This window comes from Corynebacterium sp. 74A (assembly GCF_008930665.1).
In the GTDB taxonomy this organism is placed as follows: domain Bacteria; phylum Actinomycetota; class Actinomycetes; order Mycobacteriales; family Mycobacteriaceae; genus Corynebacterium; species Corynebacterium megadyptis.
Map to the genome: position 1 here is coordinate 599,249 of NZ_PQMG01000001.1, position 15,972 is coordinate 615,220.

Annotated in this window: 13 protein-coding genes; 2 read left to right on the forward strand and 11 right to left on the reverse strand. The window is 62.3% G+C overall.

Features of this window, described 5'->3' with window-relative positions; translation table 11 throughout:
- Positions 1-33: 33 nt before the first annotated feature.
- On the forward strand, positions 34-741 hold the full coding sequence (gene pnuC, locus GBB11_RS02545) for a nicotinamide riboside transporter PnuC (RefSeq protein WP_151548922.1): 708 nt from the start codon (positions 34-36) through the stop codon (positions 739-741).
- 168 nt (positions 742-909) lie between these two features.
- Here the strand turns inward: pnuC and GBB11_RS02550 are convergent, their stop codons facing one another.
- From GBB11_RS02550 to GBB11_RS02580, 7 genes are all read right to left on the reverse strand, one after another.
- On the reverse strand, positions 910-1,998 hold the full coding sequence (locus GBB11_RS02550) for a 3-hydroxyisobutyryl-CoA hydrolase (RefSeq protein WP_151548923.1): 1,089 nt from the start codon (positions 1,996-1,998) through the stop codon (positions 910-912).
- Between the two features lie 178 nt (positions 1,999-2,176).
- Positions 2,177-3,079: a polyphosphate kinase 2 gene (gene ppk2, locus GBB11_RS02555; RefSeq protein WP_151548924.1), complete on the reverse strand. Its 903-nt coding sequence runs from the start codon at positions 3,077-3,079 to the stop codon at positions 2,177-2,179.
- Between the two features lie 106 nt (positions 3,080-3,185).
- On the reverse strand, positions 3,186-3,512 hold the full coding sequence (locus GBB11_RS02560; protein WP_151530073.1) for a putative quinol monooxygenase: 327 nt from the start codon (positions 3,510-3,512) through the stop codon (positions 3,186-3,188).
- 41 nt (positions 3,513-3,553) lie between these two features.
- Positions 3,554-5,350: an ABC-F family ATP-binding cassette domain-containing protein gene (locus tag GBB11_RS02565; RefSeq protein WP_151548925.1), complete on the reverse strand. Its 1,797-nt coding sequence runs from the start codon at positions 5,348-5,350 to the stop codon at positions 3,554-3,556.
- Between the two features lie 64 nt (positions 5,351-5,414).
- On the reverse strand, positions 5,415-6,362 hold the full coding sequence (locus GBB11_RS02570) for a 4-(cytidine 5'-diphospho)-2-C-methyl-D-erythritol kinase (RefSeq protein WP_151548926.1): 948 nt from the start codon (positions 6,360-6,362) through the stop codon (positions 5,415-5,417).
- Entirely contained in the window at positions 6,359-7,279 is a 921-nt protein-coding gene (gene rsmA / locus GBB11_RS02575) for a 16S rRNA (adenine(1518)-N(6)/adenine(1519)-N(6))-dimethyltransferase RsmA (protein ID WP_151548927.1), read from the reverse strand. The genes GBB11_RS02570 and rsmA overlap by 4 nt, the downstream gene beginning before the upstream one ends.
- A gap of 143 nt (positions 7,280-7,422) precedes the next feature.
- Positions 7,423-8,562: a resuscitation-promoting factor gene (locus tag GBB11_RS02580; RefSeq protein ID WP_151548928.1), complete on the reverse strand. Its 1,140-nt coding sequence runs from the start codon at positions 8,560-8,562 to the stop codon at positions 7,423-7,425.
- Between the two features lie 457 nt (positions 8,563-9,019).
- Here GBB11_RS02580 and GBB11_RS02585 point away from each other — a divergent pair, with 457 nt between their 5' ends.
- On the forward strand, positions 9,020-9,892 hold the full coding sequence (locus GBB11_RS02585; RefSeq protein WP_151548929.1) for an HAD family hydrolase: 873 nt from the start codon (positions 9,020-9,022) through the stop codon (positions 9,890-9,892).
- Here the strand turns inward: GBB11_RS02585 and GBB11_RS02590 are convergent.
- The 4 genes from GBB11_RS02590 to GBB11_RS02605 form a co-directional block, all read right to left on the reverse strand.
- Complete coding sequence (locus GBB11_RS02590; RefSeq protein ID WP_151548930.1) at positions 9,877-10,701, reverse strand: TatD family hydrolase; 825 nt, start codon at positions 10,699-10,701, stop codon at positions 9,877-9,879. The two genes, GBB11_RS02585 and GBB11_RS02590, sit on opposite strands and share 16 nt — an antisense overlap.
- Before the next feature lie 4 nt (positions 10,702-10,705).
- Positions 10,706-12,538, reverse strand: coding sequence for a methionine--tRNA ligase (metG, locus tag GBB11_RS02595; RefSeq protein WP_151548931.1), 1,833 nt, complete (start codon positions 12,536-12,538; stop codon positions 10,706-10,708).
- Between the two features lie 96 nt (positions 12,539-12,634).
- Positions 12,635-13,897, reverse strand: coding sequence for an alpha/beta fold hydrolase (locus GBB11_RS02600; RefSeq protein ID WP_151548932.1), 1,263 nt, complete (start codon positions 13,895-13,897; stop codon positions 12,635-12,637).
- A 124-nt stretch (positions 13,898-14,021) separates the two neighbouring features.
- A complete protein-coding gene (locus GBB11_RS02605) occupies positions 14,022-15,902 on the reverse strand; it encodes a BCCT family transporter (RefSeq protein ID WP_151548933.1) in 1,881 nt (626 codons plus the stop codon).
- Between the last annotated feature and the right edge of the window lie 70 nt (positions 15,903-15,972).

The window sequence follows — 15,972 nt, forward strand, 5'->3', positions numbered from 1 at the left end:
TCAACCGAAACATGAAAGCGTGTAGGTCAGCGAATGAATCCTATAGTCGAGCTTCTTGATGCCACCGTCATCATCGGTGGTGCTCCTATTCTGTGGCGCGAAATCATCGGCAATGCTTTTGGCATTGGCTCCGCCATTTTTGGTTTGAAAAGGCGCGTATGGGCGTGGCCGGTGGGCATCATCGGCAATATTTTGCTCTTCACCGTCTTCCTCGGTGGCGTGTTCCACACACCGCAAAACCTTGATCTCTATGGCCAGGCGGCTCGCCAAGTGATGTTCTTGGTGGTCAGCGCCTATGGCTGGTACGGCTGGCAGCGCAACCTCAACAAGCGGGATCGCTCCACCGACCAAGCCGCCGTGGAGCCTCACTGGGCCACACCGCGACAACGCCTCGCCATCCTCACCTTCATGGTGATCAGCACCGTAGTCTGCGCCCAGATATTCTCCGCGCTTGGCTCGTGGGGGCCGTGGGCGGATGCGTGGATCTTCTCCGGCTCTCTTCTGGCCACCTTTGGCATGGCCAAGGGCTGGATCGAGTTTTGGCTGTTGTGGCTCAGCGTGGACATCGTCGGTGTGCCGCTGCTGCTCGCCGCAGGCTACTACCCCTCGGCCGTGCTTTACCTCGCCTATGGCGGGTTCGTGGCATGGGGCTTCGTGGAGTGGTCCCGTATGGAGCGTCGTCGCCGCAACCAAACCCGTGCGGCTTCCACCGAGACAGAACTCACCCACAGCGCAGCCTGACTCTGCAAGAGCAGGGGGAATTCCCTTACTCTGCCCTGTGCAGTCCCATCAAACAGTGGCCCACCGTAGAGGCGAACGCAGCCGGTCAGGTTGGTAGTACCCGGCCGGCTGCATTCTTCGTATTCAGCAGTGGAGACGGCGACCGCTGTATCCACCGTAATCTTGGGGCTACTTCACGACAGCGCGGTATTTCTCCACATCCACCTCGGCGGTCGTGGCCGGATCGAAGACGGCATCGCGGCCCTTATCCACCAGCACGGCACGCACGCCCTCGACAAAGTTCTTGTCCTCGCGCAGCACCTTGCCCACGGCGAACTCATTGGCCAGTGCCGCCTGCACATTATCCACGCGCTCGTTGGCATCCATCAGCTCCATGGTGGCCACCAACGACGCGGGGTTGGCTTGGGACAAGTGGCCGCGGACGAGGTCCCGGAACTCCTCACTGGGGCACTCCTGCAGCTGTGTCACTACCTCTTCCCACGAGGCAGCATCAAAGACCGTCTCGATATGCTCCATGAGCTCGGCCAGCTGGGATTCGCCCTCAAGCGGCTCAGCGAAGCTATCGATGACCGCGTTCATGCCGTCGGCATCGGCGGCCGATTCCAGTGCCTCGCGGAGCTGCTCGAACTTATCCGAGGGCACATAGTCGGTGGCGAGACCAGACCACATCATGTCCTGCGGGCTCAGTCGCCAGGTGGTGAGCACGAGGAACTTGGCCAAGGGGAAGGAGTGGGAGCCGGTGGCATTGACCATGCGCTGGAAGGCGTAGGTGACGCCTACATCGGGACAGAAGCCGATCGCCATCTCCGGCATGGAGGCCCAGGAGCGCTCCGACACCACGCGCCGGCTGCCGTGCACGGATACGCCCAAGCCGCCACCCATGACGATGCCATCGATGAGAGCGATATAGGGCTTGGGGAAGTCCACCACCGCCGCGTTCATGGAGTACTCGACGTCTAAGAAACGATCCCCCACCTCTGGCTGGCCATCGAGGATAGCCTCGCGGATGACCCGCACATCACCACCCGCACAGAAGGCCTTGGGGTTATTGGAGTAGATCACCACTCCGGACACGGCGTCATCCTCGCGCCACTCGTCGAGGGCGTCGTGAATGATCTGACACATCTCTGTGTCGAGGGAGTTGAGGCTCTTCGGGCGGTTGAGTTCTAAGAAACCGACCGAACCACGAACCTGCGCGATTACTGTTTTTTCTGCTGCGGCACCTTGGGTGCCTGTAGTGGAATCTCCTGTAGTCATGTACACAGTGTGTCACAAAATGCCAAAAGATGTGGCGGTGAACACTAATTTTGGGCTGAGGTCGAATCGCCCGTACCTGCGGGTTCTACTCCCCGAGTGCCTTTGTCGCAGGACGTAAAACGCGCATCCTCCCCATTGATTCCGGAGAGAATGCGCGCGAGATTGAGATCGGCGAGCGCTATTTCTTGTCTTTTTTGGACTTCTTCGACTTCTTGCTCTTCTTGTCCTTCTTCGAGCCGCCCTCGAGCTTGCGCTTTTCCAGCTTCGCGGCCACATCTGGCACATAGCGGAAATCGGAGCGCGGCGGCCGGTCGTAGTTGGTTTCCGACTCTGGGCGCTCGGGGATCTCCGGCAGCTCGCGGTCGATCTTCTCATAGGGAATCGTGGACAGCAGGTGGCTGATCACGTTAATGCGGGAGCGCTTCTTATCCTCGGATTCCACGGTGTACCACGGCGCGGAGGGGATGTCGGTGTGGATGAACATCTCGTCTTTGGCGCGGGAGTAGTCCTCCCAGCGGGTGATGGACTGCAGATCCATCGGTGAGAGCTTCCAGCGGCGCAGCGGATCATTGCGACGCGACCGGAAGCGCTTCACCTGCTCCTCATCAGAGACGGAGAACCAGTACTTGCGCAGCATGATTCCGTCTTCCACCAGCAGCCGCTCGAAGATGGGGGCCTGGTGCAGGAAGCGACGGTACTCAGCGGAGGTGCAAAAGCCCATCACGCGTTCCACGCCGGCGCGGTTGTACCACGAACGGTCAAAGATCACGATCTCACCGGCGGTGGGCAGGCGCTCAATATAGCGCTGGAAGTACCACTGGCCCTGCTCGCGGGAGTTCGGCGCGGGCAATGCCTCGATGCGGCAGGTACGCGGGTTGAGGTACTGAGTGATGCGCTTGATCGCGGAGCCCTTGCCGGCAGCGTCGCGGCCTTCCATGACGATCACCACGCGGGCACCGGTTTCCACCACCCATTGCTGCATATCCACCAGCTCAGCTTGGAGGTGCTTCAGCTCTTCCTCATAGGCCTTTTTCGATAGCTTCGGCGGGTCAGTGAAATCCTTTGTGTCCTTCTTGCTCATGAACACCAGAGTACCTTAAGAATCGCTGAAAAAATCACTCTATTCAGCATTAAGGGGCCAGTCCACATCGCGTGTCCTAGCCCCTAACGCCGCTACCCTTCGGCTATTACTCCTCCACGGAGAATTCAGCCATCTTATCCCACTCGGTTTTGCCCTCGATCAGGGTGTTGATGATCTCCGGGGTCTTCACCAACAGGCGCGGCATATCCACACATGCCTTCTGGAAGTGATCGGAGTTCACGTGCGGCTCCGCAGCGTCGTCCTTGAAGCCCTCGATGAGGATATAGCTGTTCGGTTCGTCGGTGGAGCGGTACCACTCAAAGAAGAGATTGCCCTCCTCAGCCCGGGTGGCCTCGGTGAACTCGGCGACTTCCTGGCGGAAGGTCTCCACGTACTCGTCCTTGACGGTGAATTTCACATTGATCAAGATCATGGCCCCAGCCTACGAAAAATCCGCCCCCACGGCCACCAGCGCTAGGCTTCCATCTGCTCGCCCAACTCTAGCCACTGCATTTCCAGCTCCTCAGCGCGCGCTGCCGCGTCTTTGAGCTTGGCGTCCAACCCGATCATCGCCTCTTGATCCACCGCCTGCGCTGCGGCAGCCATCTGCTCATTGAGGGAGTCGATCTCCGCGCGCACCTTGTCCAGCTTGCGCTCGGTGGCGGACAACTTCTTCGACAGCGCCCGCCACTGCTTCTGATCCACCTTCTTTTCGCTTGACGACGCCTCCTTCGTGCCCACATTCAGTGGCCCCGAACCTTCCGCCGCTGCCATCTCATCGCGGCGAGTGAGATACTGCTCAATTCCGCCCGGCAGGTTGGTGAGCGCACCATCTCCGAACAGCGCCCACGTGGAATCCGCGATGCGCTCAATCAAGTAGCGGTCGTGGGAGATCACCACCAAGGTGCCCGGCCAGGAGTCCAACAAGGATTCCAGCTCTTGCAGGGTATCGATATCGAGATCGTTGGTCGGCTCGTCGAGAAGCAGCACATTGGGTTCCGCCATGAGCACGCGGGTCAGTTGTAGCCGCCGCCGCTCGCCGCCGGAAAGATCCTTGATCGGAGTGCGCTGGCGTTTGGCGGAAAAGCCTAAGCGCTCCGCGAGCTGCGAGGCCGAGAGCTGTTTTTTGCCCAGCTCCACATAGCTGGCCACATCCTCCACCGCATCAAGCACGCGGCGCTCGGGATCGAGGTCATCTAATTCTTGGCGCAGCCAGCCCAGCCGCACCGTTTTGCCCTCGATGCGGCGCCCAGCATCAAGCGCATGCTCCCCCGCAAGGGCCCGCAGCAGGGTGGTTTTGCCCGAGCCATTCACCCCGACTAGGCCGATGCGCTCGCCCGGCGCGAGCCGCCAGGTGAGATCCTGCACCAGCACCCGGCCATCGGGGGTGGAGATCGTGGCATCTTCGAGCTCAATGACCACTTTTCCTTGGCGGCGCTTGGAGAAGGCCATGAGCTCCACGGTGTCGCGCGGGGCCGGCACATCGGAGATCAGCGCCTCGGCGGCCTCAATCCGGTAGCGCGGCTTCGAGGTGCGGGCCGGTGCCCCACGACGCAGCCACGCCAGTTCCTTGCGGGCGAGGTTGCGGCGGCGCTGTTCCATCGCATCCGCCTGGCGGGCGCGCTCGGCGCGAGCGAAGGTCCAGTCGTTATAGCCTCCCTCATACACGTCCACGGTGCCGTCGTGGACCTCCCAGGTGTGGGTGGCCACGGTGTCGAGGAACCAGCGATCGTGGGTGACCACCACCACCGCGAGATTGCGCTGGAGCAGATGATCGGCCAACCAACGCACGCCTTCCACGTCCAAGTGGTTGGTGGGCTCATCGAGCACCACCAGATCCAGCTCGCGCACCAGCGCGGCAGCTAGGTGGGTGCGGCGACGCTCACCGCCCGAGAGCGCAGAGACTGGGGTATCCAATCCGAGATCCACGATCCCGAGACCCGAGAGCACGTCACGCACCTTGGCATTAGAGGCCCACTCATAGGTTTCTAGCCCCAGCTGCTCCAGCACGACCTCCCCCACGGTGCGGGTATCGTCCAGCTTGGCCCGCTGCGTCACCACGGCAAGGCGCAGCTCCTTATTGTGGGAGACCCGTCCCGAATCCGGGTCGAGTTGCCCGGAGAGGATCTCAATGAGGGTGGTTTTACCACCTCCATTCAGCCCCACCACGCCGATCCGATCGTGCGATTGCACGCCAAGGCTCACGGAGTCGAGCAGGGTCTTCATCCCGAAGCTCTGGGTGACATTTTCTAGGTTGATCAAATTAGCCACGTCGGCAGGTATGTCCTTCTCACTAGTCGGCGTCGAAAGGTGGGCGAACTACGTTGTATACGGCTTAAGACTCGAGTGTTTCTATACCGCGAGCCACGGTGTGTACGGCGAAGGCATCGAAAACGGTGCCCGAATCGCGCAGCTCCTCGGCCACGGCCTCGGACGCCTCGGCGCTCTCGCACAGAAATGCCATAGTGGGTCCCGAGCCGGAAACCATACCGGCGAGTGCACCCGCGGCCGTGCCGGCGGCGAGGGTGGCCCGCAGCGTCGGCATCAGCGACAGCGCCGCCGGCTGCAAGTCATTCTGTAGCTGCCGCGCCACCGCGGCCGGATCACCGCTGAGTAAAGCGGTAGCTAGGGCGCTAGTGTCTGTGCTGGGCGCACCGGCCTTGCCGGCTTGGCGCATCTCATCGAGCTTGCGAAACACCTCAGGGGTGCGCAGCCCCTGCTTCTGAATCCCTAGGGCCAAGTGATAGGTGCCGCGGCTGAGCATCGGCACCAGCTGCTCCCCGCGGCCGGTGCCTAACTGCGTGCCACCTACGAGGCTAAAGGGCACATCCGAGCCGAGCTCGGCGGCGATCTCTAGCACCCGCTCCTGTGGCAAGGGTCCGTAGCCCTGGAGCGCATGCAGCACGGCGGCAGCATCCGCGGAGCCGCCGGCCATGCCACCAGCGGTGGGGATACCTTTGTGGATGTGGATATCTATCACCGGCAGGGTGATATCCGAGTTCTGTCTGCGTAGCTCCTGCAGATAGCGGGTGGCGGCGCCCACCACGAGATTGCTGGCGTCAAGCGGCACCGCGCTAGCGGCCAGGCCCGAGGCGCTCACCGCGCCCACATATTCGCTCAAGCGCGCCGGCCCCGCAGCGGGGCTGAGTCGCACCACATTGTGATTGGACAGAGATTGAAAAACGCTCGTCAACTCGTGGAACCCATCCTCGCGGGCCGCCCCTACTCCGAGAAAAAGGTTGATTTTGGCGCAGGCCCGCACCGAGGTGCTCGCTAAGCTCATTCCGCGGCCTCCTCTCGGGCGGCCAGGGCGATATCGACGAACTCACGCACCCCGAGGCGTTCGCCGCGCAATGTGGGATCGATGCCGGCGCGGCTAAGGATCGCCGCGCTGCGCTCGCCTGAGCCGAAGTGCCCCGAGAGTGCGGCCCGCAGGGTTTTGCGGCGCTGGGCGAAGGCGGCATCCACGATGGGAAATACCTCCGCGGCACTGGCCTGCCAGGGCATATTCTCGCGCTCATAGCAATCGATACGCACCAGACCAGAGTCGATCTTCGGGGCCGGCCAGAACACGTTCTTGCCCACCAGCCCAGCGCGGCGCACTTGTCCGTAGTAGGCGGCTTTCACACTGGGCACCCCATAGATTTTGCTGCCCGGCGCGGCGGCGAGCCGATCGGCCACTTCCTTTTGCACCATCACCAATACCCGCCGCAGGGAGGGAAACTCCGCCAAGATGTGCATGAGCACCGGCACGGAGACGTTATAGGGCAAGTTCGCCGCCAACACCGTCGGCGCCACGGCGCAGTCACTGCGCTGGAACTCCAAGGCGTTGCGATTGTGCACGCTGAGGGTCGCTGCGGCGGCACCGGCGCGAGCGGCCGCGGTGGCCGGTAGCTCTCCGGCGAGCCGCGGATCGATCTCCACGACCGTCACCGAGCGGGCCACCTCCAGCAATCCGAGAGTGAGCGAACCAAGCCCTGGGCCGATCTCGATCACATCGTCCGCGCCGGTGATCTCGGCGGCGGCGATGATCATCCGGACGGTGTTGGGATCGTGCAGGAAGTTCTGCCCCAGCTTCTTCGTCGGGCTCACATCGAGTTTCTCGGCGAGCTCGCGAATCTCCTTCGGGCCAAGCAGCTGGACGGCGCTGCCCTGCGGGGACACTCCTCCATCCTCGGCATGCGGCGGTGCGGTAGTCATAGTTTCTTCAGTGTAGTGGCTGATCCATTACCTCCCACTACCGAGGCGGCGGAGATAGCACGAAGCGCCCACCACAGAGGGCGGGCGCAGCAGGCAGCGGACGCGAGCAGGAACTCGCCGACCCACCCGAGCGAGCAGGGTGCTTAGCGAATGCCCAGCTTAGCGGTGCAGGCGGGCCATGCGCCCCAGCCCTGCGCGGCCTGTACCCGCTGGGCCACGGCGATCTGCTGCTCGCGGGTGGCCTGGCCGGCGGTGGGGGCGTACTCGCCGCCGCCATAGGCCTGCCAGGTGGAGGGGGCGAACTGCAGGCCACCGGAGTAGCCATTACCGGTGTTGATGCTCCAGTTGCCACCGGACTCGCACTGGGCGAGCTGATCCCAGACGCTGCCATTGGCCACGGCCGGAGCGGCCGGCTTCACGCCACGCTTGATGGTGGCGGGAGTGGAGGGGCGCAGTTCCTTCGTCTTGATCGTCACGGAGGCCACCTCCTTGCCATTGACGAGGGTGACCTTGCGGGTGATCTCTCGCTCGCCCGGGGTGGCTTCGCGCTCCACCACTTCGCTGCCCTGTTCCAAGTTGGCATCATCAACATAAACCGGATCGGCGGTGAAGGACTCGGTATCGGTCACTTCCTTTTCTTCCACCCGGGTGATGTCGATGGTCATTCCACGCTTCAGCGGTGTATCGAGTGCGGGGCTTACCTCATCCTTATCGCCCAAGGTGATGCCGCGCTCCTTGAGCACATCCCCCACGGTGCGCTCGGCCACCTTGGAATAGGTCACGGAACCGCCATCGTTAATGGTGATGATCTTGGACTTCACCACGTCCACAGTGAGCCCGTCGCGGGGAATCACGGTGGTGCCGTCGAGGGAGATGAGATCAGAGGGATCCACCATGCCGAGCTCGGCCAGCAGCTCATCCACAGTCAGCGCAGTGGAATCAACGGTCTTTTCCTCGCCGTCGATCACCAGCGCAACCTGCCTGGCGCTACGCACGGTGATCGTCTGATCATCAGTGATCGCGCTCTCCGGGCTGGGGCTAACAAGATCGCGGTCGGCGGCGGGGATATCGGCCTCATCCAGCACGGCACCGACAGTATCGGACGCGGTGGCGAGATTAATGGTCTCACCATTGAAATTAATGGTGACATCATTTTTGCTCACCGCATTGGCGGAGACCACACCGCCCACCAGCAGGGTGGCCAACATGCCGCCGGTGGCGACCCTGAGCGGAGTCGAGCTAGAGCCGGTGCCATTGATGCGAGCCTTGGTGCGGTGTCCCATGAAAGCTAGTGTTCCCTTCACCCTTAAGGTGTCGTGCGATCGTCATGTCGTGGCGCTCAGGCGGCGAGATACACAGGGTGCTTCTCCCCCGCTGGCGCAATGGATGTAACAGTACGGTAACAATTCTGTGATGTCTAGAGAATGTAGCCCCTAGAGCGAGCGAGTCTTGTATTTCAGACCACGCAGCTGAGACACCTATCCTCAGAGAAACCACAGCCGTCACACCCGCCCCTACCCCCTCAGCTGTACTGCTGCGGCGAAGAAAAACCCCCTCTGCACGGCCGTGCCGCCACCCCCGCTATCTAGGAGTGTTCTTGGACACAGCCGGCGCTCAGGCATGTGGGCTGCACCGGGTGGGCGCGCGTTAGGATGAGGATTCTCCCCTTAAGCTCCGCTGCGAGCAGACATGAGGGAAGAAACGCCGCCCGGAACGATACTCCCCTAAGACAAGGACGTTATGCCCAGCCCCACTGATATCCCCGCCGGCCTACTCCGCGAGCACAGCATCGCACTTGTCGTCGCCGATATGGATGGCACCCTGCTGGGCGATGATCACATGATCCCAGAAGGGTTCTGGCCGCTGCTCAACCGCCTGAACCGCGCTGGTATCAGCTTTGCCCCTGCCTCGGGGCGGCAATACGCCACCTTGCGCGAGCAGTTCGCCCACCCCGCCGCAGACAACCCGCCACGCAACTTCATTGCAGAAAATGGCACCAATGTGGTGCTCGATGACACCACGGTGTCGAGCAGCACGATCTCCCCAGACATCGTGGGCAAGGTACTGGACACAATCGCTCGGCTGCGCGACCGCGGCCACGATATCGGCATTGTGGCCTGCACCCCCGAGGTGGCCTATGTCGATCGCGGCGATGAGGCTTTTCTGGAGCAGACGCGGCGCTACTACGCATCGATGCAGCAGGTGGATGCAGTATCCGAGCTCAACCCGGAGGAGATCATCAAGATCGCGGTATTCGGCTTCGACTCGGTGGAAGAGAGCATCTACCCGCATCTGTCTGAGTTCTACGAGCAGGCACAGGTGACCGTATCCGGTAAGCACTGGATCGACATCATGGCGGCTGACGCCGATAAGGGTCACGGCCTGCGGGAACTCTGCGCCCAGCTGGGGATCTCGCCCAGCCAGACCTTAGCCTTCGGCGACTACCTCAACGATCTCGAACTGCTCCAGCAGGCCGGCATCGCCGTGGCCATGGCCAATGCTCACCCGCGCATCGCCGAAAGCGCAGACTTTATCGCGCCCTCCAATAGCGAGCAGGGCGTGCTGCAGGTGCTCCGCACACTACTCGACGCCCACGATCAGTCCGCGAGCTGATACACCCGCCGGAAGTTCGCCGCCACTGCAGCGCTAAACTCCTCGAGCGCCATGCCGCGGGTCATGGCGATGCACTGGGCGGTGTGGCCGATGAAGGCCGGCTCATTACGGGCGCCGCGGAAAGGCTCGGGCGTCATATAGGGCGCATCCGTTTCATAGAGAATTTGCTCCATGGGTGCCAAAGCCGCCGCCTGGCGTAATTCATCATTGCGTTTGAAGGTGACATTGCCGGCAAAGGAGAGCACATAGCCGCGCTCGATGGCCTCGCGGGCGACCTCCAGCGGCGAGGAAAAGCAGTGCAGAATCACCGTCTTAGGCTGCGGGGAGCTATCGAGCACCCGCAGCAACTCCGCGTCAGCCTCGCGATTGTGAATCATCAGCGCCTTGCCGCTGCTCACTGCGAGGTCAATATGAAAGCGCAGCGCTTCTTCCTGCGCCTCCAGCGGGGCGCACCACTCTTCTTTGCCGATCCAGTAGGTATCAAGCCCGGTCTCACCGATGGAGACGCACAGGGGATCGGCGGCCAGTTCGCACAGCCGGGCGCGGGCGGCGTCGTCAAGCTCACGTGCTCGCGTGGGGTGAATGGCGCACGCCGCCCACACCTGATCGAGCTGCTGCGCCACGGCCAAGGCGGCCTCGGCTTCCGCCAGGCCATCGCCGACGGTCACCATGGCCTCTACCCCAGCAGCGCGGGCGCGCTCGACCACCGCGGCCGGCTCATCGGGGCAGGAGGTGAGGTGGGTGTGGGCGTCGATAAGCCCCGTTGCCCCGGCGAGCGGGGTGGGCGTAGGTCGCTTCTTCTTTCCCATGGCTCTAGCCTGCCACCGGGGCCCAGGAGGGGCCCTCCTCGGCCAAGGCCGGGTCGAGCTTCTGGATCAGCGGCTTCGGCTTGGACAGCGGCGTGCCGGGAACACACTCAACGCGCTGCCACGCCGCCTGCTGCTGGGTGTAGTCGCCCATGATCACTGGGTAGGTCTTGTTCTTCTCCGGCAGGCCCACACCCACCGGCTCCACCGGCATATCGTCGGCTACCTCGCGCACCTGCGGGGTGGCGGCCCACTCACCCTCGCGGCCCAGGGTCTCGTGCACCTTTTGTGCGGTATGCGGGATGAAAGGAGTGAGCATGGTGTTGCAGTCGGATACCACCTGCAGCGCGGTCCACAGCACAGTGGCGAGGCGCTCCCGCTGGGTCTCGTCCTTCGCCAGCTTCCACGGCTCATTCTCCGCGATATAGGCATTGGCCTCGCCCACAATGTGCATCACCTGGTTGATCGCGGCCTTGAACTTGGAGTGCTCAAGGTTCTCCCCAGCCTCCACGAAGGCCCGCTCGGCCTGTTCCAAGAGCGCCTGCTCGGCGGCGGTGAGCTCGCCCGGGGTGGGGATCTCGCCAAAGTTCTTATAGGCCATGGACACGGTGCGGTTGACCAGATTGCCCCAGCCATTGGCCAGCTCGTTGTTCACGCGGCGCACAAACTCGTCCCAGGTGAAGTCGGTGTCATTATTCTCTGGGCCGGCCACGGCGATGAAATACCGCAGCGGATCGGGGCCGAACTCCTCGAGGAAGTCCTTGACATAGATCACCACTCCCTTGGAGGAGGAGAACTTCGAGCCCGACATCGTCAAATACTCCGAGGAGACCACCTCGGTGGGCAGATCGAGCTCGCCGAGCGGGCCGGCCTCACCGCCCTTAGCGCCCTGGCCGCGATAGCCCAGCAGCTCCGCCGGCCAGATCTGGGAGTGGAAGGTGATGTTGTCTTTGCCCATGAAGTAATAGGACCGGGTCTCTGGGTTGTTCCAGAACTCGCGCCACGCCTCCGGCTCGCCGATGCGATAGGCCCACTCGATGGAGGAGGACAAATACCCCACGACCGCGTCGAACCACACATAGAGCTTCTTGGCGTTGTTCTCTTCCCAGCCCTCGATGGGAACGGGCACGCCCCAGTCGATATCGCGGCTCATGGCGCGCGGGCGGATGTCCTTGAGCAGGTTCATCGAGAACTTCAGCACATTCGGGCGCCAGTCTTTGCGCTCAGTCAGCCACGTCTCCAGCGCCTCGGCGAGGGCAGGAAGATCGAGGAAAAAGTGCTCCGTCTCGCGGAACTCCGGGGTCTCCCCGTTGAGCTTGGACACCGGATTAATCAGATCCGCTGGGTCCAGCTGGTTACCGCAGTTATCGCACTGATCGCCGCGGGCGCCATCACAGCCGCAGATCGGGCAGGTGCCCTCAATATAGCGGTCGGGCAGGGTGCGCCCCGTGGAGGGAGAAATTGCCCCCTGGGTGACTTCCTTGACCATATAGCCGTTGTCATAGAGCCCGCGGAAGAGCTCCTGCACCGTGGCGTAGTGGTTGCGGGTGGTGGTGCGGGTAAACAGGTCATAGGTCAGCCCCAGCCCGGCGAGATCCTGCACAATCTGGCGATTGTAGCGATCAGCGAGCTCTTGGACGGCCACGCCCTCCTTCTCCGCCTGCACAAGTAGCGGCGTGCCGTGCTCGTCCGTTCCCGAAATCATCAACACGTTGCGGCCACGCATTCGCTGGTAGCGCGCAAATACATCGGACGGTACGCCAAACCCTGCCACGTGACCGATGTGGCGGGGGCCATTGGCGTAGGGCCAAGCTACTGAGACGAGCACAGATTCAGACATGCCTACGAGCATAATTGATAGACAGCTAAGTCTAAGACTTAGGCGTCATTCGCTTATCGACGCCACCCTCACGCCCCGTACCCACCGCCACGGCGCTTAGCGCACCCGCTGGCCCGCGGCGAGCTCGAAGAGATGCCGCAGCACCGCGCCGTTCTGGCTCGTGCGCAATCCACCGTGCTCATATTCGCTGGTGATATAGAGTGCGACATTTTCCAGCAGCTCCCCGGTCTCGAGGGAGAAGTTCAGGGGCACGAATACGTCATTGGCGTAGACCGCAGCTGCCCCCTGCACCCCGGCGTTCCGCAATGCCTCGGCGTCGTAGAGCGTGGGCCACTCATGAGCAGCGAGAATCTCGGCCACCTCTGCCCACGGCTGGAAGGCGGGCACTGTCTCGGACCACTCTTGGAACACATGCTCGCCGAGCAAGAGCGTGGGATCCTCGCGGAACTCCTGCGGCAGACAGCGTTGCGCCGCCCAGTTGGTGGCCCCGCCATCGGCGTAGGAGGATTCGTGCAGCACATAGTAGAGCGGGTTGCGGCCCCCATAGGGCAGCAGGCCAGCAAGATCATAGGCGAATTGGCTGGACTGGGGATCCAACTGCAGGAGCTGATAGAGCTTCAGCCAGCCGTCATCGGAGCCGAGCAGGTGCCCCAGCGAGCGTAACCGAGTCTCAGAGACCACCTCGCCATCGGGCAGCACGATCTCCCCGGCACGGGCCGCCTCGAGCAGCTGGCGCATGGTCTCCCGCAGCTCGGGGAAGCGTCGATAGAACTCCTCCGAGTTGCGGCGCATCCGGCGATAGCATTCGGAATACACCTCATCCACGGAGTGGCCCACCGCGGACAAACCGCCGGTGAAATAGCAGGTATCCAGCGACTCGGGGTAGGTGCTGAGGTAGTGCAAGGTGGTGAAACCACCGAAGGACTGCCCCAGGGTGCACCAGGTATCCACCTGGAGAATCTCGCGCAGGGCCTCCGCGTCACGAACGATGCCATCGGCGCGCAGGTGGGTGAGGTATTCGGCCACCTCGGCGGCGCTATTGCCGGCAAGAATACGCTCATCGACGGGACTGGACTGGCCAGTGCCGCGCTGATCTAGCATCACCACTTGATAGCGTTCGAGGGCCGTGGGCAGCCACGAGGGCTCGGCAGGCTGAGCACAGGGGCGGGGTGCTTCCACTCCCGGGCCGCCTTGCAAGAACAGCAGATAAGGCTTGTCCTCGCCACCTGGGGCTGTGACCACGCGGGCGAACACGTCGATGGTGCGCTCGTCTGCGGGGTCGGCGCTCAAAGGCTGCGTGAAGGTGATGTTGCTGAGAGTCAGCTCACCAAGGTGCTGGGTAGATATCGTATGGCTCATAGAGCCACAGTCTACTGCCACGTCTGGACACCATCGTCCAGCCCGAGGCGCCCGCCCACGACACACAGAAAACCGCCCTCCCCTTTTTTAAGGAGAAGGCGGTCAGGAGCCAGTGGCGAAAAGATTAGATCATCTTGCGCGCTTTGCGACGCACTTCGGAACGGCGCTGTTGCGCCTGCTTCCACTCGTTGTACACGCGGCGCTCGCGGGCCAGCTTCATAGCCCAGCGCTGCTGCTCCTTGTGATCCAGATAGAGCTTGTCATTGCTCAGGTCCTTATGCAGGGCAACCATGAGCAGGATGATCACCACGAGGAAGGGCGAGGCAGCCACAATGGTGACGTTCTGCAGGTTCTGCAGGGAGTCCTGGCCATCGCCGATGAGCAGCAGGGTCAGGCCAATGCCGGCGGTAAGAATACCCCAGGCGGCAGAGACGAAGCGGTTGGCCTCGATCGCGCCGTTCTGGCTCAGCGAGCCCATCACGGTGGAGGCGGAGTCCGCCGAGGTGATGAAGAAGGTAGACAGCAGCACCATCGCTACGAAGCCGGCAATGAAGCCGCCCGGCAGCTGATGCAGCAAGTCGAAGAGCTGACGCTGGCTGTCGCCGTCACCCCAGATGGATTCACCGCGCTGCTCGAAGGTGATGGCGGTGCCACCGAAGATCGAGAACCACACAGCGGACACTGCGGTGGGCACCAGCAGCACGCCGAGAATGAACTCACGCACGGTACGGCCGCGAGAAATGCGGGCCAAGAACATGCCCACGAAGGGGCTCCACGAGATCCACCATGCCCAGTAGAAGATGGTCCAGCCGGAGACCCATGCCGCGGCCTCGGGGTTGCCGTTGTTAGCAGTGCGGGCGGCCATCTCAAAGAACTGGGAGAAGTACGAGGACACCGAGGTGGGCAACATGTTGAGCACGTTAACTGTTGGCCCCAAGACGAACACGAAAATAGCGAGAAGCGCAGCCAGCACCATGTTGGCGTTAGAAATGTACTGAATGCCCTTGCCCACACCCGACATTGCGGAAATGATGAAGCAGACGGTCAGGATCAGCACGATCACAACCACGGTGGAGTTCTGCGGATCCTCGATCACACCAGAAGCGTCCAAGCCGGATTTGATCTGCAGCGCGCCAATACCCAGAGACGCGGCGGTACCGAAGACGGTCGCAATCACCGCGAGGATGTCGATCATCTTGCCGATTGTGCCGTTGGCACCGCGCTCACCGATCAATGGGATAAAGGCCGAAGACAGCAGCTGCTTACGGCCAAGGCGGAAGGTGGAATAGGCGATAGCCAAGCCCACGATCGCGTAAATCGCCCACGGGTGCAGGGTCCAGTGGAACAGGGTGGACGCAAACGCCGACGAGGCTTGGTGGTCTGGGTGCCCAGGCACACCATTACGGAAGAAGGTCAGCGGCTCGGAAGTACCGAAGAACATCAGGCCGATACCCATACCGGCCGCGAACATCATGGCGATCCAGCTAGGCGTAGAAAACTCCGGCGCATCATCATCGGCGCCGAGGTTGATATGTCCGAACTTGCTCAGAGCCACGTACAGGATGAACGCGACAAACACGGTACCGAAGAGCACGAAGGCCCAACCGAGCTTGTCAATCACCTGCGCGAAGGCATCATTAGCGAAGGCTGCGAAGCTATCGGGCAGGGTCAGACCCCACACCACGATAGCGATCACCACAGCCATCGAGGGGATGATGATTCCCCAGCTCAGAGGGGCATTCTTGTCTTCGTAGGCGCCGTAATCATTAAATTCGGCGGCTGCTTCCTTGTAGTTGAATTCGTCCTCGGAATCGAGAAGTGAGGCGAACTCGCCCGCGGCGGTCGTGCCGCTGGAGTCCTCAGTACTTCCCGAGGTGCGTTCAGCCCCTGCGGAATTCGGGGCCGCATTAGCCGTCGCGTTTACCACGTGGGCATCCGCACCGGTTCCTCCGGTCTCGTCTGCGGCAGGAGTGCCTGCCGCGTCATTCTGGTCAGAAGTGCTCATACTTCTAGCTTGGTGAAAACTCACCTCATTGCCAAAAGGAGAGAGCGCTTCGCTGGGCAGAAAGTCGCAG